We start from the raw sequence: 21,243 nt of genomic DNA on the forward strand, positions 1-21,243 counted from the left end.
GTCTGAATCTTTAAGCCCTGGATACAGAACTCAGAAAAGGCGGCGTAGAATCCGCTGCTTTTACAGTTTTGCGGGTCTCGAGGTTTGCCATTGATGAATTGTCGTGCTGGCTGCGGTGCTTGTTGCATTGCCCCTTCGATCAGCTCTCCGATCCCAGGTATGCCCGACGGCAAGCCGGCGGGGGTGCGTTGCGTGCAGCTGGATGTGGATAACCACTGTTTAATCTTCGGTCTGCCCGAGCGGCCAGCAGTGTGTTCGGCGTTTCAGGCTGCTGAGTATGTGTGCGGCGATACTAATGCGCAGGCTTTGCAGTTGCTGGGCTGGCTGGAACAAAGTACCGCGATTACCGTCTGAGGCTGTGGCGGAGGGGCGGCTCGGTTGCCGGCAGCATGATGGTGAGTCGTAAAGTTTGTGCAGCAGTGCCCACTCGCTAACCAATTGACTGAGCAACTCTAAAATGTGAAGCGCAGATGCAAAAAAAGGCTGCCCAATGGCAGCCTTTTTTGTGCGGCGGGAGCTGAGTTATTTCTTCAGGTCACGCTGCGGGTAGCCGGTGTACAGCTGGCGTGGACGGCCAATCTTGTAAGGGCTAGAAAGCATTTCTTTCCAGTGCGAAATCCAGCCGACAGTCCGCGCCAGAGCGAAGATTACAGTGAACATGCTAGTCGGAATGCCGATCGCTTTGAGGATAATGCCCGAGTAGAAGTCTACGTTGGGATATAGCGAGCGCTCGATGAAGTAGGGGTCGGTTAGGGCGATTTCTTCAAGACGCATCGCCAGTTCCAACTGCGGGTCATTCTTAATGCCCAGCTCTTTCAACACTTCGTCGCAGGTTTGCTTCATCACCGTGGCACGCGGGTCGCGGTTTTTGTAAACGCGGTGGCCGAAACCCATCAGTTTGAATGGGTCATCCTTGTCCTTGGCCTTGGCGATGTAGGTATCGATATTGTCGACACTGCCAATCTCGTCAAGCATGGCGAGAACAGCTTCATTAGCGCCACCATGGGCCGGGCCCCAAAGTGCTGCGATACCGGCAGCGATACAGGCAAACGGATTGGCGCCCGAAGAACCTGCCAAGCGCACAGTAGAAGTAGAGGCGTTCTGCTCATGGTCGGCGTGCAGGATAAAGATCTTATCCATGGCCTTGGCCAGTACCGGGCTGATCGGTTTGATCTCGCACGGGGTGTTAAACATCATGTGCAGGAAGTTTTCCGCGTAGTTCAAGTCATTACGCGGGTACATCATCGGCTGACCCATGGAGTACTTGTAGGTCATAGCCGCGATGGTTGGCATCTTAGCGATCAGGCGCATGGCCGAGACTTCGCGGTGATGCGGGTTCTTGATGTCCAGCGAGTCGTGATAGAAGGCCGACAGAGCACCCACTACGCCGCACATGATAGCCATCGGGTGAGCATCGCGCCGGAAGCCGTTATAAAAGGTCTTCAGTTGCTCGTGAACCATAGTGTGGTTCTTGATGGTGCTAACAAAGGTCGCTTTTTCTTCTGCGTTCGGCAGTTCGCCGTTCAGCAGCAGGTAGCAGGTCTCGAGATAATCTGATTGCTCTGCCAGTTGTTCAATGGGATAGCCGCGGTGCAGCAGGATGCCCTGATCACCATCAATATAGGTAATCTTCGACTCGCACGAAGCGGTGGACATAAAGCCAGGATCAAAAGTGAAACGGCCCGTGGCGGTTAAGCCCCGTACGTCAATTACATCGGGACCAACGGTGCCGGATAAAACGGGCAGCTCGACGGGGGCTGCGCCCTCGATGATCAACTGCGCTTTTTTGTCAGCCATGTTTGGCCTCCTAGTTATGCTTGAAATCATCTGACTGCCCCCCACGCAGGGCCCGCACCACTATAGTGAGATAAATTCGAATGTCAATTTGCGAAAAGCCAGGCGGCAGAAGGGTTTGCGGGTGTTTTAGAGGTTTTAAAAATCGCTCTTACGCCATTTATTAAAGCGGCGCAATGCGCTTTTAGGTAAGGGGCTTTGCGTTGTCATTAGTAACCTAACTGTCTATACTCTGGGCCCAACTACCAAGGGCTTTACGCCAGTATTTTGGTGGTTGTCACTCCTTGGGTGATGGGTACCTGACCAGTGCACCTCCCGACAACTTTGCCCTGATAGTTAGGGGCTCTCAGTGTGATAAAAAAGCCGTGAATAGCCAAAGACCTGTAAACCTAGACCTTAGGACTATCAAACTCCCAATCACTGCTTACACGTCCATCCTTCACCGTATCTCCGGTGTCATCCTCTTTGTTGGTATTGCCATCCTGCTCTATGGCCTCGACAAGTCGCTGACCTCCGCAGAGGGCTTTGCCCAGGTGCAAGAATGTTTGACCAGCCCGCTGGCCAAGTTCGTGATTTGGGGGCTGTTGTCCGCTTTGCTGTACCACCTGGTGGCCGGTGTACGCCACTTGATCATGGATATGGGCATCGGTGAGACGCTGGAAGGCGGCAAGCTGGGTTCGAAAATCGTTCTCGTCGTATCAGCGATCGTGATCGTGCTGCTGGGGGTGTGGATATGGTAACCAACGTCACGAATTTCTCGCGTTCGGGTCTTTATGACTGGATGGCGCAGCGTGTTTCTGCTGTCGTCCTCGCGGCTTATGTGCTGTTTCTGCTCGGCTTTATCCTGTGTAACCCAGGTTTGGGTTATGCCGAGTGGCAGGCGCTGTTCTCCAATAACGCAATGCGCATCTTTAGCCTGTTGACTCTGGTGGCGCTCAGCGTTCACGCCTGGGTTGGCATGTGGACAATTTCCACCGACTACCTGACGCCGATGGCGCTGGGTAAGTGGGCTACTGCCGTGCGTTTTCTGTTCCAGGCTGCGTGTGGCGTTGCCATGTTCGCGTTCTTCGCCTGGGGCGTGCAGATTTTTTGGGGTAATTGATCCATGACAAGCATTCGCACTCTTTCATATGACGCCATCATCATCGGCGGCGGCGGCGCGGGCATGCGCGCGGCGTTGCAATTGGCTCAGGGTGGTCACAAGACCGCTGTAGTTACCAAGGTTTTCCCGACGCGTTCACACACTGTGTCTGCTCAGGGCGGCATTACCTGCGCCATCGCTTCGGCTGATCCGAACGATGATTGGCGCTGGCACATGTACGATACCGTCAAGGGCTCCGACTATATCGGCGACCAAGACGCAATCGAGTACATGTGTTCCGTAGGCCCAGAAGCCGTATTCGAACTCGAGCACATGGGCTTGCCGTTCTCCCGTACCGAGCAAGGCCGCATTTATCAGCGCCCGTTCGGTGGTCAGTCCAAGGGGCCGGATAACCCGACCCAGGCAGCCCGCACCTGCGCTGCAGCTGACCGTACTGGTCACGCGCTGCTGCACACCCTGTACCAGGCCAACTTAAAAGCGGGCACTTCGTTCTTGAACGAGTGGTATGCGGTCGATCTGGTGAAGAATCAAGATGGTGCTGTAGTCGGCACGATCGCCATTTGCATCGAAACTGGCGAAACCGTCTACATCCGCTCCAAGGCCACTGTACTGGCTACTGGCGGTGCTGGCCGTATCTACGCGTCCACTACTAACGCCCTGATCAATACGGGTGATGGTATTGGTATGGCCCTGCGTGCCGGCGTGCCGGTGCAGGACATCGAAATGTGGCAGTTCCACCCGACGGGTATCGCCGGTGCCGGTACGTTGGTAACTGAAGGTTGCCGTGGTGAAGGTGGTTACCTGATCAACAAGCACGGCGAGCGTTTCATGGAGCGTTATGCGCCAAATGCCAAAGACCTCGCCGGTCGCGACGTAGTCGCGCGCTCGATGGTCAAGGAAATCATCGCCGGTAACGGTTGTGGTCCAGATGGCGATCATGTGATGTTGAAACTCGATCACCTGGGTGAGGACGTGCTACACAGCCGCCTGCCGGGTATCTGCGAGCTGTCGAAGACCTTTGCTCACGTCGATCCGGTTGTGGCGCCAATCCCGGTAGTACCGACCTGCCACTACATGATGGGCGGCGTGCCGACCAATATTCATGGTCAGGCGATTACTCAGGATGCTAATGGCAACGACAAGATCATCGACGGCCTGTTTGCTGTAGGTGAAGTGGCCTGCGTATCGGTTCACGGTGCCAACCGTCTGGGCGGCAACTCGCTGCTCGATCTGGTGGTATTCGGCCGTGCGGCTGGCATCCACTTGGAGAAAGCGCTGAAAGAAGGCGTTGAAGTACGTGGTGCATCCGAGACTGACATTGAGCTGTCGCTTAAACGTCTGGCTGGCGTCAACGAGCGTACTACCGGCGAAGACGTTGCGCCGCTGCGTAAAGAACTGCAGAACTGCATGCAAAACTACTTCGGTGTATTCCGCACCGGTGAGTACATGCAGAAGGGCATACAACAACTGACCGACCTGCGTGAGCGTATCTCGAACGTTAAGATCGCAGATAAGAGTCAGGCGTTTAACACTGCGCGCATTGAGGCGCTGGAACTGCAAAACCTTCTCGAAGTTGCCGAGGCAACTGCGGTGGCAGCTGAGGTCCGTAAGGAGTCTCGTGGTGCTCACGCTCGTGAAGACTTTGAAGAGCGTGACGACGAAAACTGGCTGTGCCACTCCCTGTATTTCCCAGGTGAGAAGCGCGTCAGCAAGCGTGCTGTTAACTTCACGCCGAAGACAGTGCCAGCGTTTGAACCCAAGATTCGTACTTACTAAGGGTGGCCGATATGTCGCAAGCCAATCTGTTGCAAGTAAGCGTTTATCGTTATAACCCGGAGCAGGATACTGCCCCGTTTATGCAGGAATTCCAGGTCGATACCGGCGGCAAGGACGTTATGGTCCTTGACGTACTTGCGTTGATCAAGGAACAGGATCAAGGCTTTTCTTATCGTCGTTCCTGCCGCGAGGGCGTATGTGGCTCCGACGGTATGAATATAAACGGTAAGAATGGCCTAGCCTGCATCACACCGCTTTCGGCTACTGGGCTTACCGGTGGCAAGCTAGTGATTCGTCCTCTGCCTGGCCTGCCGGTCATTCGTGACTTAGTGGTTGATATGAGCATCTTCTACAAGCAGTACGAGAAGGTGCAGCCGTTTTTGCAGAACGATACGCCGGCTCCGGCCATCGAGCGTCTGCAGACTCCGGAAGAGCGCGAGAAGCTGGACGGTCTGTATGAGTGCATCCTGTGCGCCTGCTGCTCAACCAGCTGCCCGTCCTTCTGGTGGAATCCAGACAAGTTCCTCGGTCCAGCTGCGTTGCTGCAAGCTTATCGTTTCTTGGCGGACAGCCGTGATACCAAGACCGAAGAGCGTCTGGCATCGTTGGATGATCCGTTTAGTGTGTTCCGCTGCCGCGGCATCATGAACTGTGTGAATGTCTGCCCTAAGGGTCTCAACCCGACAAAGGCAATTGGCCACGTACGCAATATGCTGTTGCAGAGCGGTACCTGATTCACGATTGTTTGCTAGACCTGTAACACCTGCGGCGCTGGTTTCTATCCAGCGCCGTGGTTTTAGCCAGAACTGCTGCTCACAAAGCGGTGGTTCTACCTTGAAAAATATGACGACCAGCAGGGGCATCCGGGCTGGTGCCCGGACTATCTGCGGGATCCGTGGTGGCTTACCAGTCGCTGCTTCAGGACTGACAGCCATACGGTTTCTTCGCCGGTGGTGTCCCCTTACCGAGGGTGACCAAGCATGCAAGAAAGCGTGATGCAGCGCATGTGGGACAGTGCCCACCTATCCGGTGGTAACGCTGCCTATGTGGAAGAGCTCTATGAGCTTTACCTGCACGATCCCAACGCTGTGCCAGAAGAGTGGCGCACTTACTTCCAGAAGTTGCCGACTGACGGCAGCGCCGCTACAGACGTATCGCACTCAACGATTCGCGATCATTTCGTCTTGCTCGCTAAAAATCAGCGCCGCGCCCAACCGGTGTCCGCTGGTAGCGTCAGCAGTGAGCACGAGAAGAAGCAAGTCGAAGTGCTGCGCCTGATTCAGGCTTATCGCATGCGCGGCCATCAGGCTGCTCAGCTCGATCCGCTTGGCCTCTGGCAACGTCCTGCTCCGGATGATCTGGTGATCAATCACTATGGTTTGACGGATGCTGATCTCGACACCACATTCCGCACCGGCGGGCTTCACCTTGGTAAGGAAGAAGCCACTCTGCGCGAAATTCGTGATGCGTTGCAGCAGACATATTGCCGCACCATCGGTGCCGAGTTCACCCATATCGTCGATTCCGAGCAGCGCAGCTGGTTCCAGCAGCGTCTGGAAAGCGTGCGTAGCCGTCCGCAATATTCGGTCGACGTGCAGAGCCATCTGCTGGAGCGCCTGACTGCCGCCGAAGGTTTGGAGAAGTACCTGGGCACTAAATACCCGGGCACCAAGCGCTTTGGTCTGGAAGGTGGCGAGAGCCTGATCCCGCTGCTCGATGAACTGATTCAGCGCTCTGGTTCTTACGGCACCAAGGAAGTCGTTATCGGCATGGCCCACCGTGGCCGCCTCAACGTACTGGTTAACACCTTCGGTAAGAACCCGCGTGATTTGTTCGACGAGTTCGAAGGCAAAAAAACCGCCGGCTTGTCTTCTGGTGACGTGAAATACCACCAGGGTTTCTCCTCCAACGTGATGACCGCTGGCGGCGAAGTGCACCTGGCGATGGCGTTTAACCCTTCGCACCTGGAGATCGTTTCTCCGGTGGTCGAGGGTTCCGTGCGTGCTCGTCAGGATCGTCGTAACGATGCATCCGGTGAGAAGGTTCTTCCTGTTTCCCTACATGGTGACGCGGCATTTGCCGGTCAGGGTGTGGTCATGGAAACCTTCCAGATGTCGCAGACCCGTGGCTTCAAAACGGGCGGCACCATCCATATCGTCATCAATAATCAGGTTGGCTTTACCATCAGCAACCCGCTGGACTCGCGTTCCACCGAGTACTGCACCGATGTGGCGAAGATGATTCAAGCGCCGATCCTGCACGTAAACGGTGACGATCCAGAAGCTGTGTTGTTTGTAACGCAGCTGGCCGTCGATTACCGCATGCAGTACAAGCGTGACGTGGTCATTGACCTGGTTTGCTACCGCCGTCGCGGTCACAACGAGGCCGACGAGCCGAGCGGCACTCAGCCGATCATGTATCAGCAGATCAGCAAGCAGCGCACCACCCGTGAGCTGTATGCCGACGCGCTGACCGCTGCACAGCGTCAGACGACTGAAGAGGTGCAGGCTAAGATCGACGAGTACCGCACTGCGCTGGATAACGGCCAGCATGTGGTCAAGAGTCTGGTCAAAGAGCCGAACAAGGAGCTTTTCGTCGATTGGCGTCCGTATCTGGGGCATACCTGGACCGCACGGCACGACACACGTTTCGAGTTGAAAACCCTGCAAGAACTCTCGAACAAGCTGCTGGAAATCCCAGAAGGTGTGGTTGTCCAGCGCCAGGTGGCGAAGATTCTGGAAGACCGGCAGAAAATGGGTGCGGGTGCGCTGTCGATCAACTGGGGTTACGCCGAAACAATGGCGTACGCGACCCTGTTGTTTGAAGGCCATCCTATCCGCATGACCGGCCAGGACATCGGCCGTGGTACGTTCTCGCACCGCCATGCGGTACTGCATAACCAGAAAGATGCCAGTGCCTATGTGCCACTGAAGAACCTATATGGCGGCCAGCCAGCCTTTGACCTGTATGACTCCTTCCTCTCGGAAGAAGCAGTACTGGCCTTTGAATATGGCTACGCCACCACTCAGCCAAATGCGCTGGTTATTTGGGAAGCCCAGTTTGGTGACTTTGCCAACGGTGCCCAGGTGGTATTCGACCAGTTCATCTCCAGTGGTGAGCACAAGTGGGGTCGCCTGTGCGGTCTGACCATGTTGCTGCCGCACGGTTATGAAGGGCAGGGGCCAGAGCACAGCTCAGCGCGTCTGGAGCGCTACCTGCAACTGTGCGCTGAGCACAACATGCAAGTGGCAGTACCGACCACCCCAGCACAGATCTACCACTTGCTGCGTCGTCAGGTGATCCGTCCGCTGCGCAAACCACTGGTCGTATTGACGCCGAAGTCGCTGTTGCGCCACAAACTGGCCATCTCGACGCTCGAAGATCTCGCCGAGGGTTCGTTCCAGACCGTGATCCCAGAAAACGATGCAATCGACCCGAAAAAAGTCGAGCGCTTGGTCCTGTGCAGCGGCAAGGTTTACTACGATCTCCTGGAAAAACGCCGCAACGAAGGCCGCGAAGACATCGCTATTGTGCGTATCGAGCAGCTCTATCCGTTCCCGGAAGATGATTTGACCGAGACCTTGTCTGCGTACAAGAACCTCAAACACATCGTCTGGTGTCAGGAAGAGCCGATGAACCAGGGCGCCTGGTACTGTAGCCAGCATCACATGCGTCGCGTGGCAACAGCGCACAAAAAATCGCTGTTCCTCGAGTACGCCGGTCGTGATGCGTCTGCCGCTCCAGCCTGTGGTTATGCATCGATGCACGCCGAACAGCAGGAAAAACTCCTGCAAGACGCCTTTACTGTTTAACGCCTTCGTGCAGCAGGCGGCCGAATGGGTCGCCTGCTAGAAGAAACCGAATTTAAGGAACCACACACAATGGCTATCGAGATCAAAGCCCCTACTTTCCCCGAATCGGTTGCCGACGGCACCGTGGCCACTTGGCACAAGAAACCGGGCGATGCGGTCAAGCGCGACGAGCTGATCGTCGACATTGAAACCGACAAAGTGGTGATCGAAGTGCTGGCCGAGGCCGATGGTGTCCTCGCGCAAATCATCAAAAATGAAGGCGATACCGTCCTCAGTAACGAAGTGCTGGGTTCGCTGGGTGAGGGTGGCGCTGCTGCTCCGGCCCCGGCTGCCGCCGCTCAGGCTGCTGCGCCTGCAGCTGCTCCAGCGGTTGCCGCTGGTGATGACCAGATCCTTTCGCCGGCTGCGCGCAAAATCGCCGAAGAAAATGGCATCGATCCGAACAGCATCGCGGGCACCGGCAAAGGTGGTCGGGTGACTAAAGAAGACGTCGTGGCCGCCGTTGACGCGAAGAAGAACGCCCCTGCAACCCCAGCTGCCAAGCCAGCTGCTCCTGCTGCTGCAGCGCCAGTCTTCGCTTCGGGTGATCGTACCGAGAAGCGCGTACCGATGACCCGCGTACGTGCCACCGTGGCCCGCCGCCTGGTTGAGGCGCAGTCGAACATGGCTATGCTGACCACTTTCAACGAAGTCGACATGACCGAAGTCATGGCGCTGCGTTCGAAGTACAAGGACCTGTTTGAGAAGTCCCATAACGGCGTGCGCCTGGGCTTTATGTCGTTCTTCGTCAAAGCCGCTACTGAAGCACTGAAGCGCTTCCCAGCGGTCAACGCTTCGATTGATGGCGCCGACATTGTTTACCACGGCTACGCGGACGTAGGCGTCGCAGTATCCAGCGATCGTGGGCTGGTGGTACCGGTACTGCGTAATGCGGAACTGATGAGCCTGGCTGAAATCGAAAACGGTATTGCTACTTTCGGTAAGAAGGCCCGTGACGGTAAATTGTCGATCGATGAAATGACCGGCGGTACCTTCACCATTACTAATGGCGGCACCTTCGGCTCGATGATGTCGACGCCGATTGTCAACCCACCGCAAGCTGCGATCCTGGGGATGCACAATATCCTGCAGCGCCCGATGGCAATCAACGGCCAAGTGGTGATCCGTCCAATGATGTACCTGGCGTTGTCTTACGACCATCGCCTGATTGATGGTAAGGAAGCCGTGACCTTCCTGGTAACCATCAAAAACTTGCTGGAAGACCCGGCGCGTCTGCTGCTGGATATCTAACAGCCAGTTTCTCCCACGGCGGCCCTGCAAATGGGGCCGTCCGGTTTATTCGAGAAGGAATACGTTATGACCCAAAAATTCGACGTGGTAGTCATCGGTGCCGGCCCTGGCGGTTATGTAGCCGCGATCAAAGCCGCTCAGCTTGGTCTGAAAACAGCGTGCATTGAGAAGTATCAGGATAAGGAGGGTAAGACTGCCCTCGGTGGTACTTGCCTGAACGTCGGCTGTATTCCGTCTAAGGCACTGCTGGACAGCTCCTGGAAATACTACGAAGCGAAGGACCATTTCGCCATTCACGGTATCGAAGCCAAGGGCGTTACCATCGACGTACCGGCAATGATTGGCCGTAAAGCCAACATCGTGAAAAACCTTACCGGTGGCGTCGCTACTCTGTTCAAGGCCAACGGCGTAACCCTGCTCGAAGGTCACGGCAAGCTGCTGGCGGGTAAGCAGGTTGAAGTCACCGGTTCTGATGGCAAGACGCAGATCGTTGAAGCTGAGAACGTGATTCTGGCCTCCGGCTCCAAGCCGATTGACATCCCACCGGCTCCAGTTGATCAAGATGTGATCGTCGACTCCACTGGCGCTCTGGAATTCCAGAGCGTACCGAAGAAGCTGGGCGTGATTGGCGCCGGTGTCATCGGTCTGGAGCTGGGTTCGGTCTGGGCGCGTCTTGGTGCTGAAGTCACAGTGCTGGAAGCTTTGGACAAGTTCCTCCCGGCTGCCGACGAGCAGATCGCCAAAGAAGCACTGAAGACCTTCACCAAGCAAGGCTTGAAAATCCGTCTGGGCGCACGCGTTACCGGTTCGGAAGTGAAGAAGAAGCAGGTTACTGTTAACTTCACCGACGCTGAAGGCGAGCAGAGCATCGTTTTCGACAAGTTGATCGTTGCTGTCGGCCGTCGCCCAGTGACCACTGACCTGTTGGCCGCTGATAGCGGTGTCGACATGGACGAGCGTGGCTTCATCTTTGTTGACGACCAGTGCGCCACCAGTGTCCCAGGTGTTTATGCCATTGGTGACGTGGTGCGTGGTGCGATGCTGGCTCACAAAGCCTCGGAAGAAGGCATCATGGTTGCTGAGCGCATCGCCGGTCACAAAGCCCAGATGAACTACGACCTGATCCCGTCCGTTATCTACACCCACCCGGAAATCGCATGGGTCGGTAAGACCGAGCAGCAGCTGAAGACCGAAGGTGTGGCCGTTAACGTTGGCACCTTCCCGTTCGCAGCTAGCGGTCGTGCCATGGCGGCTAACGACACCGGCGGCCTGGTTAAAGTAATTGCTGATGCCACTACCGACCGTGTTCTGGGTGTCCACGTGATTGGTCCGAGCGCTGCCGAGCTGGTCCAGCAGGGCGCAATCGGTATGGAATTCGGCACCAGCGCCGAGGATCTGGGGATGATGGTCTTCTCCCACCCGACGCTGTCCGAAGCACTGCACGAAGCTGCATTGGCAGTGAATGGCCAGGCCATTCACATCGCCAACCGTAAGAAGCGTTAAATCGTTGTTGGTTTGAATGGTGGCCTGCGCCGGCGTTGTGTACCGGCGCAGTCCACCGCTCAAACAGGAAGAACCACGGCAGATGACCCGCGTTCAGCTTCTTAAGCTGCTGCGCGGAATATCAGCCGGATTGCCCTAGAAGCAGTCACAGGTGGTGCGGCACCACAAGTGCAGCACCGTATGCGCAATACCTAAACGAAGACGGTAGACAAGCATGAATCTCCACGAGTATCAGGGTAAGCAGCTGTTCGCTGAATACGGCCTGCCCGTATCCAAGGGCTTCGCGGTAAACACCCCAGAAGAAGCCGCAGCAGCTTGCGACAAAATTGGCGGTACCGAGTGGGTCGTTAAGGCTCAGGTCCACGCCGGTGGTCGCGGTAAAGCGGGCGGCGTGAAGCTGGTTAAGAGCAAAGAAGACGCTAAGGCCTTTGCCGCTAACTGGCTGGGCAAGCGTCTGGTGACTTACCAGACAGATGCTAGCGGTCAGCCGGTCAACCAGATTCTGGTCGAATCCTGTACCGACATCGCCAAGGAACTGTACCTGGGCGCCGTTGTTGATCGTTCCAGCCGTCGTATCGTGTTCATGGCGTCCACTGAAGGTGGCGTGGACATCGAGAAGATCGCTCACGACACTCCTGAGAAGATCCTCAAAGCTACCATCGATCCACTGGTCGGCGCTCAGCCGTTCCAGGGTCGCGACCTGGCTTTCCAGCTGGGCCTGCAAGGTGATCAGATCAAGCAGTTCACCCAAATCTTCGTTGGTTTGGCCAAGCTGTTCCAGGACTACGACCTGGCGCTGCTGGAAGTAAACCCGCTGGTGATCAAGGCTGACGGCAATCTGCATTGCCTCGATGCCAAGATCAACATCGACGCCAACGCCCTGTACCGTCAGCCTAAGCTGCGCGCTATGCACGATCCGTCCCAGGACGATCCACGCGAAGCCCACGCTGCCAAGTTCGAACTGAACTACGTTGCGCTGGAAGGCAACATCGGCTGCATGGTCAACGGTGCTGGCCTGGCCATGGGCACCATGGACATTGTCAACCTGCACGGCGGCAAGCCAGCCAACTTCCTCGACGTAGGTGGCGGCGCAACCAAAGAGCGCGTGACCGAAGCCTTCAAGATCATCCTGTCCGACAGCAACGTAGCTGCCGTACTGGTAAACATCTTCGGCGGTATCGTTCGTTGCGACATGATTGCTGAAGGCATCATCGGCGCAGTGAAAGAAGTCGGCGTGACAATTCCGGTTGTCGTTCGCTTGGAAGGTAACAACGCTGAGCTGGGCGCCAAAGTTCTGGCTGAAAGCGGCCTGAATATCATCGCGGCAACCAGCCTGACCGACGCTGCTCAGCAAGTCGTCAAAGCTGCGGAGGGCAAATAATGAGCGTCCTGATCAATAAAGACACCAAAGTTATCTGCCAGGGCTTCACCGGCTCGCAGGGCACTTTCCACTCCGAACAAGCCATCGCTTACGGCACCAAGATGGTTGGCGGCGTGACCCCAGGTAAAGGCGGCACCACTCACCTGAATCTGCCGGTGTTCAACACCGTGCGTGAAGCGGTTGAGCAGACTGGCGCCACTGCCAGCGTGATCTACGTTCCAGCTCCGTTCTGCAAGGACTCGATCCTTGAAGCGGCCATGGGCGGCATCAAGCTGATCGTTTGCATCACCGAAGGCATCGCGACCATCGACATGCTCGAAGCCAAGGTTAAGTGCGACGAGCTGGGCGTGGTCCTGATCGGCCCGAACTGCCCAGGCGTTATCACACCGGGCGAGTGCAAGATCGGCATCATGCCAGGTCACATCCACTTGCCAGGCAAAGTAGGTATCGTGTCGCGTTCCGGCACCCTGACTTACGAAGCTGTTAAGCAGACCACTGACGCCGGTTTCGGTCAGTCCACCTGTGTTGGTATCGGCGGTGACCCGATCCCAGGCTCCAACTTCATCGACATCCTGAAGCTGTTCCAGGAAGACCCGAAGACCGAAGCGATCGTGATGATCGGTGAGATCGGTGGTTCGGCTGAAGAAGAAGCGGCTGCCTACATAAAGGCCAACGTGACCAAGCCTGTAGTTTCTTACATCGCTGGTGTAACCGCTCCGGCGGGCAAGCGTATGGGCCATGCCGGTGCAATCATCTCCGGCGGCAAAGGCACTGCAGACGAGAAGTTCGCAGCCCTGCAAGACGCCGGCGTGAAAACCGTGCGTTCCCTGGCTGACATCGGCAAAGCCCTGGCTGAGCTGACAGGTTGGGAAGTTAAAAAAGCCTAAGGCTTTTTAACTTAAGAAAAGCCACCTTCGGGTGGCTTTTTTTATTTGGGCCATAGGTGAAGTGTCGTTGAGGCGACAGCTTTTTTCATCAGCCCGACAGCCCGACCTACGCCAGTGCCGCTGGCTGAACAAATTCGTTAGGCTTGCAACTAATTAGCGCCTGTTTCGCCACAAGCGGTTCAAGGTGCTGCAGTGGCTCCGCTTAACCGGCGGGGTGACGTTTCCCCGATCCATCGGGAAACCCTCGGAACTTTAACTTTCTGCCTGTGGTATTCCCTTCTATGACACGTTTGAAAGGCTCGGATGTCCTGGCCCTCGGTTTTATGACGTTTGCGTTGTTTCTTGGCGCGGGCAACATTATTTTTCCACCCAGTGCCGGCATGGCAGCGGGTGAGAACATTGTTCCTGCAGCGCTGGGTTTTCTGCTCACGGGCGTCGGCTTGCCGTTGCTGACTATCGTTGCACTGGCGCGCGTGGGCGGCGGTATGGCACTGCTGACTGCACCGCTGGGCAAGCGTGCAGGCATTCTGTTTGCGGTGGCGGTTTACCTGGCTATAGGTCCATTGTTCGCCACGCCACGAACGGCAGTGGTGTCGTTTGAAATGGGCATCGCGCCTTTTAGTGGCGATAACAGCACCGCGTTGCTGCTCTACACCCTGGCTTACTTTGCAGCTGTGCTGTTCTTGTCTCTGAATCCAGGGCAGTTGGTCGACCGCATCGGCAAGTTCATCACTCCTGTTCTACTGGCGGCCTTGCTGGTATTGGGCGGCGCGGCGTTGCTCATCCCCGCTGGTGAGATTGGCCAAGTGTCGGCAGATTACCAGCGTGCGCCATTTGTGCAGGGCTTCCTGCAGGGGTACCTGACCATGGATACCCTGGGTGCGCTGGTGTTCGGGATTGTGATTGCTACCGCGATCCGTGACCAGGGCGTAACCGATAGCAAGCTGGTGACCCGTTACTCGGTGATTGCTGGCTTGATCGCTGCCGTTGGTCTGTCGCTGGTGTACTTGGCGCTGTTCTACCTTGGCGCAACCAGCCAGGGGATTGCCGGTGAAGCGCAGAATGGCGTGCAGGTGCTGACCGCTTATGTGCAGCACACCTTTGGTATTACTGGCAGCCTGTTGTTGGCACTCGTGATCACCCTGGCGTGTTTAACCACCGCTGTGGGCTTGCTGACCGCTTGTGGCGAGTTTTTCAGCAGCCTGTTGCCGGTTTCATATCGAACCGTGGTAATCGCGCTCGGGCTGTTCAGCTTGCTAGTCGCCAACCAAGGGTTGACCCAGTTGATCAGCTTCTCGATTCCGGTTCTCGTAGGGCTGTACCCGCTGGCAATCGTGCTCGTAGCACTGAGTCTGCTGGATGACCTGTGGTGTTCCTCGGCGCGGGTATTCCGCCCGGTTATGGCGGTAACCTTGATTTTTGGTTTGGTTGACGGTGTTGCCGCCGCTGGCGGTAAGGCCCTAATTCCGGATTTCTTCAGCGAATTGCCGCTGGCCGATCAAAGCCTTGGCTGGCTGTTGCCGGTGCTGGTTACGTTGGTGCTGGCCGTGGTGATAGACCGTGCGCTGGGTGCGCCTAAAGCAGCCTCCGTCTAAGTTCTGCTGTTTACTCAAGGCCGCTCAGTGAGCGGCCTTTTTGTTAGCCAGCTGAAAGCCAGGCCTGTCTATAATCGGCACAGGTTAACAAGGAGTTTGCATGTCGATTAGTGATTATTACCTGCCGCACCTGCTTGCTGTTCTCTGGTTTGTACTGTGTTGGGCCGGTTATACCCGTTATGCCCAGGCCAAGGGCCGCACCACACCATGCCTGGCCAGCGTGCTGCATCTGTACCGTGAAGACTGGATGCGCCGCATGCTGCTGCGCGACAACCGTATCGCCGATGCCAATGTGATTGGCAACCTGGAGCGCAATGCCTCATTTTTTGCTTCCAGCACGCTGATTATTCTCGCCGGTATTCTTACGGTGCTCGGTGCGTCTGATCGTGCTGTGTCGCTGTTGGCTGATCTGCCGTTTGTCCAGGCTGCCAGCCGCGGGCTGTCCGAGGTCAAGTTGCTGTGTTTGGGGGTGGTGTTCGTTTATGCCTTCTTCACCTTCAGTTGGTGCATGCGTCAGTACAACTTTGCGGCTGTGCTGGTGGGCTCTGCGCCGATGATTGGCGAGCGGCATGTCACCGAGCAGGAGCGCAAAGCCTTCGCAGAGCGCACTGCACGGGTGATTTCCATGGCTGCCAACCAGTTTAACCAAGGGCTGCGCGCCTATTACTTTGGTATGGCGACATTGGCTTGGTTTATCAATCCTTGGTTTTTCATGCTGGTCAGCGCAGGCGTGGTCTTTGTCTTGTACCACCGCGAGTTTCATTCCGATGTGTTGGAAGTGATGGTCTACACCCAAACCCCCGCGTTTGAATCGCCCAAGGAGAAAAGCGAATGAGCATTCCGTTCTGGTGCATTTTTATCAGCGCGCTATTGATATTTATCGCTAAAGCCCCGGTGGCTAAGGCGATGGCGAAGGAGGGGGTTGGTCGCTACGACAACCATCACCCGCGCGCTCAGCAAGGACGTCTTACGGGCTTTGGTTCGCGTGCTTTGGCAGCCCACCTGAACAGCTTTGAGGCGTTTCCGCTGTTTGCCGCCGGTGTGCTGATGGCCCATGTGACCAATAACCACGGCATCTTGGTGGATGCTCTGGCGGTGACCTTCGTGGTGGCGCGGGTGCTGTATCTGGTTTTCTACTGGGCTGACCTGCACTGGCAGCGCAGCGTGGTCTGGGTGGTTGGTCTGTTATGCAGCTTGTTGCTGATGCTCACCCCAGCGCTTTAATTGCGCCAAAAACAATAAGGCCCGCTCTAGGCGGGCCTTATTGTTTTAGCTAAACGAGGTTAGTTGCCGTCAACGGCGTCTTTAACTTCGTCGCCTGCGTCGTTCATTGCATCAGCTGCATCATTGGCAGCATCTTCAATTTTCTCGCCAGTGGTTGGCTCGGTGCCCATGACTTCATCGGCTTTCTGCTCGATGGCATCGCCAGTATCTTTAACAGCGTCACCCATTGATTCCATGGCTTCAGATGCGGATTCCTTGGCGGACTCCATTTTGTCTTCCGGGGTTTTCTCGCAAGCGGCCAGGGCAAGCATGGCGGCGAGAAGCAGGGCATAGGTGAATGGCTTTTGCACGGTTCGTACTCCTTGTAATGGGTTGATCAATACCTGGTAGCCCAAGCATAGCCATTAAACAGCGGCTTTTCGCCGAAGTTCCTTGGTCAGAAGTCGTCAGTTCGCATCAGGAGGCTGTCGCCGTGATGTCGGGGCTGCTGTCAGCGGGTATCATGCGCACCCTTTGTACAGTTGCCCAGGGTCTGAAGTCATGAGTGAGTCCCCTATTGTTGAGCGGGCGCAGCGTTTTCTATCGGTATTGCGCCATTGCCAGGTGCTGGGCATAAGCGTGCACAGTGCCGAGCCAGAAGGGCTGGTTCTGCGTTTGCCCTACAGTGAGCAGATTGTGGGAAACCCGGAAACCGGAGTGATCCACGGGGGCGCGATTACGACGCTGATGGATACCACCTGCGGTATTTCTACCGTCTGCGTCCTGCCTGAGTTTGAAATCTGCCCGACCCTGGACCTGCGCATTGACTACATGCGTCCAGCTGAGCCGAATAAAGATGTTTTCGGTTTTGCCGAGTGCTATCGGGTGACCGAGACCATCATATTTACCCGTGGTTATGCTTATCAGGACAACCCTGATGAACCCATTGCTCATGTGGTGGGCGCTTTTATGCGCATGGGCAAACCGGCCGATCTGCAGCGTCCTTCAAAGGGAGCCGGCCAATGAGTGGATTGAACCTTAACCAGCTGGTGCGTGAAGCCCATGCGCAAAATAACTACGACCCGCTGATCAGCCTGATGCCCTACGCCAAATTGCTCGGTATTGAGTGCTTGCGGATGGGCGATGACATGGTCTTTCGCCTACCCGCCAATCAGGACTGCATCGGTAATCCGACCTTGCCGGCACTGCACGGCGGGGTAATCGCCGGCTTTATGGAGCATTCGGCGATGCTTCATTTATTGATGTTTATGGGCATTCCACATTTGCCGAAAATCATCGACTTCTCGATAGATTACCTGCGCGCTGGCCTATATCGTGACACCTTCGTGCAATGCCAGGTGTGGCGGCAGGGTCGCCGGGTTGCCAACGTGGCCATCACGGCCTGGCAAACCAAGCAGGCCGAACCCATCGCCACGGCGCGCGCGCACTTTAAGGTCGATGAGCCCTAGCCGTCAGGCCAGCGCATGACGACTGACTTTTATCAACGCTAAGGAACACTGAATGGATGCGCTGCTGATTCTGGGGGGCTTGCTGCTGATACTCGCCGGATTGGTTTGGCTGGTGATGCGCGCCTTTACCACCAGCCTGCTATGGGGCTGGGCCAGTCTACTGCCACCGTTCACCTTGTTGTATGTGCTGCGTCACTGGCCTTCAGCGCGACCTGCTTTGCTTCTGTCTGGGTTGGGCATCATCCCGCTGGTGGTCGGCCTGACCCTGCTGGCCAGCCATGATGCGCAGCGTTTGGAAGCCATCCTCAGCCTGTCATGGCTCAAGCCCGAGGTGCAGGCACCCGCTGAGTTGGCCATTGATCTGCGTGGTCAGCTCAATGGCCGGCCTTTTGCGCCGCAGCAGGCCGAGTTGCTTGACGGGGTATTAAGCCTGCGTGAAGGGCAGGACTTCTTCGCCCAGAGTGAATTGGTAATTCGTCTACCGGAGATCGACAGTGGTCCGGTGCAGATTGATGTGCTGCCCGCAGATACAGGCGCATTGCCGGAAGTGGAAATCAGCTGGCTGTTGCCTGAGCAGGAATTGCCCGAAGCGCGGCGTCTAAGCCGTGGCTACACCTTGCACCTGAACTTGCAACCGGTTGCACCGAACAAGCTGGCGGGTGATTTCCATCTGGTTATGCCGGCACAATTTAAAACCACCCTAAGCGGCAAACTTGAACTGTTCCGTAATGGCCTGCGTTATCAGGGCGAGGAAGTCGATCGCCAGTTCGACTCAGTCGATACTGTCAGCTATGTCATCCATGACTATCTGGAGCGCCGTTTTGCCACTCGCCAGGTGCAGTTGCAGCCGATCGGCAGTCTGAATTTTCCTTTGCAAAGTATTGAGCTGAACGTCAGTGCGCGGATCAACGGGAACCTGCAGCAGTTACCCATCACGCTGCAAAAGCTCAAGGGGCGTGGTTGGCAGGTGGCATCTGATAACTTTGCAGCGGTACCTAGTGCTGTTATTGCGTCCGCTGCAGAAAAGCCTGAAACGCTTGTCGCTGCGCTGCCGGAGCGGGTCACTAGGCCTCTCGATCGCCGCGTGCGCTTCAGTCTTGAAGGCTTGCTGCGCAGCCCTAGTCGTTATTACGACCTCAACATGCGTGCGGTTACTGAACGCGGCAATACTGCTGAAGGGCGCTTTCAGGGCGTCGATCAGGATGAGCGGATCATCCTGCGTCAGCGCATGAATGGGCGTGGGGAGGTCAGCTACAGGCTGCTTCCGCAGGAGATTATCCGTATCGAGTTGCTCGAGCCCTGAAGCACGCCTCGGCCAAGCACTTGAAATCCCACAACATGCCCCCACCTGTATGACATCCGCCGTACTGCGGCTTCGTCAATAAAGTGGAGTAAGAGAGCATGAGTGTGGAAACTCAAAAAGAAACCCTGGGCTTCCAGACAGAGGTGAAGCAGCTGCTGCACCTTATGATCCATTCGCTGTACTCGAACAAGGAAATCTTCCTTCGCGAACTGATTTCCAACGCTTCAGACGCTACCGATAAACTGCGTTTCGAGGCTCTGGCCAAGCCCGAGCTGCTCGAAGGTGGCGCTGACTTGAAGATCCGCGTGAGCTTCGACAAAGACGCTAAAACCGTCACCCTCGAGGACAACGGCATCGGCATGAGCCGTGAAGACGCGATCACCCACCTGGGCACCATCGCCAAGTCCGGCACTGCTGACTTTATGCAGCACCTGACCGGTGACCAAAAGAAAGATTCCCACCTGATTGGTCAGTTCGGTGTGGGCTTCTATTCAGCCTTTATCGTCGCCGACAAGGTTGACGTGTACAGCCGCCGTGCCGGCAGCCCGGCCAGCGAAGGCGTGCATTGGTCGAGCAAAGGCGAGGGCGAGTTTGAAGTTGCCAGCATTGAAAAAGCCGAGCGTGGTACGCGCATCGTGCTGCACCTGAAAAGCGGTGAAGAAGAGTTCGCTGATGGCTGGCGCCTGCGCAATATCATCAAGAAATACTCCGACCACATTGCTCTGCCTATCGAACTGCCGAAAGAGCAAACCACTGCCGAAGGCGAAGAAGCGCCGGCGCTGGAGTGGGAAACGGTCAACCGTGCCAGCGCGTTGTGGACTCGTCCGCGTACCGAAATCAAGGACGAGGAATACCAAGAGTTCTACAAGCACATCGGTCACGATTTCGAAAACCCACTGAGCTGGAGCCACAACAAGGTTGAAGGCAAGCTGGAATACACCTCGCTGCTGTACACCCCGGCCCGCGCGCCGTTCGACCTGTATCAGCGCGAAGCGCCGCGTGGCCTGAAGCTTTATGTGCAGCGCGTGTTTGTCATGGATCAGGCTGAGTCGTTCCTGCCGCTGTACCTGCGCTTTATCAAGGGTGTGGTCGATTCCAACGATCTGTCGCTGAACGTCTCCCGTGAAATTCTGCAGAAAGACCCAATCATCGATTCGATGAAGTCGGCGCTGACCAAGCGCGTGTTGGACATGCTGGAGAAACTGGCGAAGAACCAGCCGGAAGAATACAAAAGCTTCTGGAAGAACTTCGGTCAGGTGCTCAAGGAAGGTCCGGCAGAAGATTTTGCCAACAAGGAGAAAATCGCCGGCTTGCTGCGTTTTGCCTCTACCCGCAGTGAAGAGGGCGAGCAAAGCGTCGGCCTGGGTGACTACATCGCGCGCATGCAGGAAGGTCAGGACAAGATCTACTACCTGACTGGCGAATCCTACGCGCAGGTGAAGAACAGTCCGCACCTGGAAGTGTTCCGCAAGAAAGGCATTGAAGTGCTGCTGCTCACCGACCGTATCGACGAGTGGCTGATGAGCTACCTCACCGACTTCGACGGTAAGCAGTTTGTCGATGTGGCCCGTGGCGATCTGGACCTTGGCAAGTTGGATTCGGAAGAAGATAAAAAAGCCCAGGAAGAAGTGGCCAAGGCTAAAGAAGGCCTGGTTGAGCGCCTGAAAACTGCGCTGGGTGAGCAGGTTGCTGAGGTGCGGGTTTCCCATCGCCTGACCGACTCACCGGCGATTCTGGCCATTGGTGAGCAGGATATGGGCCTGCAAATGCGCCAGATTCTTGAAGCCAGCGGGCAAAAGGTGCCGGACTCCAAGCCGATCTTCGAGTTCAACCCTGCGCATCCGCTGATTGAGAAGCTGGATGCTGAGGCCGATGAACAGCGTTTTACCGACCTCAGTCACATCCTGTTTGACCAGGCGGCACTGGCGGCCGGCGATAACCTGAAAGATCCAGCGGCTTATGTTCAGCGCTTGAATAAGTTGTTGGTTGAGTTGTCTGCCTGAGCGGCGCTAATACCGCAGTCTGTTAATGGCAGCAGTACTGCCGGCTTAAGTCGTTAAGGCTCGGCAGTACAGCATCCGAAAAATCCGATACCAGCTGTTCTGGTGTCGGATTTTTTTGCCTTTCA

The 21,243-nt window shown here is 56.3% G+C and carries 19 protein-coding genes; 17 read left to right on the forward strand and 2 right to left on the reverse strand.

Annotated elements, in window-relative coordinates; translation table 11 throughout:
* The first annotated feature begins 93 nt into the window (after positions 1–93).
* Positions 94–354 carry a YkgJ family cysteine cluster protein gene (locus SOP97_RS19215; RefSeq protein WP_322950507.1) on the forward strand — a complete coding sequence of 87 codons (261 nt, stop codon included), beginning with the start codon at positions 94–96 and terminating at the stop codon, positions 352–354.
* A gap of 168 nt (positions 355–522) precedes the next feature.
* On the opposite strand, the gene gltA is transcribed toward SOP97_RS19215, so the two are convergent.
* Entirely contained in the window at positions 523–1,797 is a 1,275-nt protein-coding gene (gene gltA / locus SOP97_RS19220) for a citrate synthase (RefSeq protein ID WP_090242065.1), read from the reverse strand.
* 362 nt (positions 1,798–2,159) lie between these two features.
* Between gltA and sdhC the strand changes: the two genes are divergently transcribed.
* The 12 genes from sdhC to SOP97_RS19280 all read left to right on the forward strand — a co-directional run bounded on the left by sdhC (position 2,160) and on the right by SOP97_RS19280 (position 16,364).
* Positions 2,160–2,534, forward strand: a complete 375-nt coding sequence (gene sdhC / locus SOP97_RS19225) for a succinate dehydrogenase, cytochrome b556 subunit (protein WP_090242064.1) — start codon at positions 2,160–2,162, stop codon at positions 2,532–2,534.
* The gene (gene sdhD / locus SOP97_RS19230; RefSeq protein ID WP_090242063.1) at positions 2,528–2,896 is read left to right on the forward strand and encodes a succinate dehydrogenase, hydrophobic membrane anchor protein; all 369 of its coding nucleotides are present in this window, start codon (positions 2,528–2,530) and stop codon (positions 2,894–2,896) included. Before sdhC ends, sdhD begins: the two co-directional genes overlap by 7 nt.
* Before the next feature lie 3 nt (positions 2,897–2,899).
* On the forward strand, positions 2,900–4,672 hold the full coding sequence (gene sdhA / locus SOP97_RS19235) for a succinate dehydrogenase flavoprotein subunit (RefSeq protein WP_090242062.1): 1,773 nt from the start codon (positions 2,900–2,902) through the stop codon (positions 4,670–4,672).
* Between the two features lie 26 nt (positions 4,673–4,698).
* On the forward strand, positions 4,699–5,406 hold the full coding sequence (locus SOP97_RS19240) for a succinate dehydrogenase iron-sulfur subunit (RefSeq protein WP_090242116.1): 708 nt from the start codon (positions 4,699–4,701) through the stop codon (positions 5,404–5,406).
* A gap of 246 nt (positions 5,407–5,652) precedes the next feature.
* Positions 5,653–8,484 carry a 2-oxoglutarate dehydrogenase E1 component gene (locus tag SOP97_RS19245; RefSeq protein WP_274088925.1) on the forward strand — a complete coding sequence of 944 codons (2,832 nt, stop codon included), beginning with the start codon at positions 5,653–5,655 and terminating at the stop codon, positions 8,482–8,484.
* Between the two features lie 69 nt (positions 8,485–8,553).
* Complete coding sequence (odhB, locus tag SOP97_RS19250) at positions 8,554–9,774, forward strand: 2-oxoglutarate dehydrogenase complex dihydrolipoyllysine-residue succinyltransferase (protein WP_274088926.1); 1,221 nt, start codon at positions 8,554–8,556, stop codon at positions 9,772–9,774.
* A gap of 66 nt (positions 9,775–9,840) precedes the next feature.
* Complete coding sequence (lpdA, locus tag SOP97_RS19255; RefSeq protein WP_274088927.1) at positions 9,841–11,277, forward strand: dihydrolipoyl dehydrogenase; 1,437 nt, start codon at positions 9,841–9,843, stop codon at positions 11,275–11,277.
* A gap of 214 nt (positions 11,278–11,491) precedes the next feature.
* A complete protein-coding gene (gene sucC / locus SOP97_RS19260) occupies positions 11,492–12,658 on the forward strand; it encodes an ADP-forming succinate--CoA ligase subunit beta (RefSeq protein ID WP_274088928.1) in 1,167 nt (388 codons plus the stop codon).
* Complete coding sequence (sucD, locus tag SOP97_RS19265) at positions 12,658–13,545, forward strand: succinate--CoA ligase subunit alpha (protein WP_090242057.1); 888 nt, start codon at positions 12,658–12,660, stop codon at positions 13,543–13,545. Before sucC ends, sucD begins: the two co-directional genes overlap by 1 nt.
* Before the next feature lie 281 nt (positions 13,546–13,826).
* Positions 13,827–15,140 carry a branched-chain amino acid transport system II carrier protein gene (brnQ, locus tag SOP97_RS19270; RefSeq protein ID WP_274089372.1) on the forward strand — a complete coding sequence of 438 codons (1,314 nt, stop codon included), beginning with the start codon at positions 13,827–13,829 and terminating at the stop codon, positions 15,138–15,140.
* Between the two features lie 100 nt (positions 15,141–15,240).
* Complete coding sequence (locus SOP97_RS19275) at positions 15,241–15,975, forward strand: DUF599 domain-containing protein (RefSeq protein WP_274089373.1); 735 nt, start codon at positions 15,241–15,243, stop codon at positions 15,973–15,975.
* Positions 15,972–16,364 (forward strand): MAPEG family protein, encoded by a 393-nt coding sequence (locus tag SOP97_RS19280; RefSeq protein WP_274089374.1) that lies wholly within the window; start codon positions 15,972–15,974, stop codon positions 16,362–16,364. The genes SOP97_RS19275 and SOP97_RS19280 overlap by 4 nt, the downstream gene beginning before the upstream one ends.
* Before the next feature lie 59 nt (positions 16,365–16,423).
* Here the strand turns inward: SOP97_RS19280 and SOP97_RS19285 are convergent, their stop codons facing one another.
* The gene (locus SOP97_RS19285; protein WP_274089375.1) at positions 16,424–16,714 is read right to left on the reverse strand and encodes a hypothetical protein; all 291 of its coding nucleotides are present in this window, start codon (positions 16,712–16,714) and stop codon (positions 16,424–16,426) included.
* A gap of 190 nt (positions 16,715–16,904) precedes the next feature.
* On the opposite strand from SOP97_RS19285, the gene SOP97_RS19290 reads away from it, so the two are divergent.
* The 4 genes from SOP97_RS19290 (at position 16,905) to htpG (ending at position 21,118) form a co-directional block, all read left to right on the forward strand.
* Positions 16,905–17,369 (forward strand): PaaI family thioesterase, encoded by a 465-nt coding sequence (locus SOP97_RS19290; RefSeq protein WP_274089376.1) that lies wholly within the window; start codon positions 16,905–16,907, stop codon positions 17,367–17,369.
* Complete coding sequence (locus SOP97_RS19295; RefSeq protein ID WP_274089377.1) at positions 17,366–17,812, forward strand: PaaI family thioesterase; 447 nt, start codon at positions 17,366–17,368, stop codon at positions 17,810–17,812. Before SOP97_RS19290 ends, SOP97_RS19295 begins: the two co-directional genes overlap by 4 nt.
* Before the next feature lie 52 nt (positions 17,813–17,864).
* Complete coding sequence (locus SOP97_RS19300; protein ID WP_274089378.1) at positions 17,865–19,115, forward strand: MFS transporter; 1,251 nt, start codon at positions 17,865–17,867, stop codon at positions 19,113–19,115.
* Between the two features lie 98 nt (positions 19,116–19,213).
* The gene (gene htpG, locus SOP97_RS19305; protein ID WP_274089379.1) at positions 19,214–21,118 is read left to right on the forward strand and encodes a molecular chaperone HtpG; all 1,905 of its coding nucleotides are present in this window, start codon (positions 19,214–19,216) and stop codon (positions 21,116–21,118) included.
* The last annotated feature ends 125 nt before the right edge of the window (positions 21,119–21,243 follow it).

The sequence above is a fragment of the Pseudomonas spirodelae genome, assembly GCF_034653255.1.
Lineage (GTDB): Bacteria > Pseudomonadota > Gammaproteobacteria > Pseudomonadales > Pseudomonadaceae > Aquipseudomonas > Aquipseudomonas spirodelae.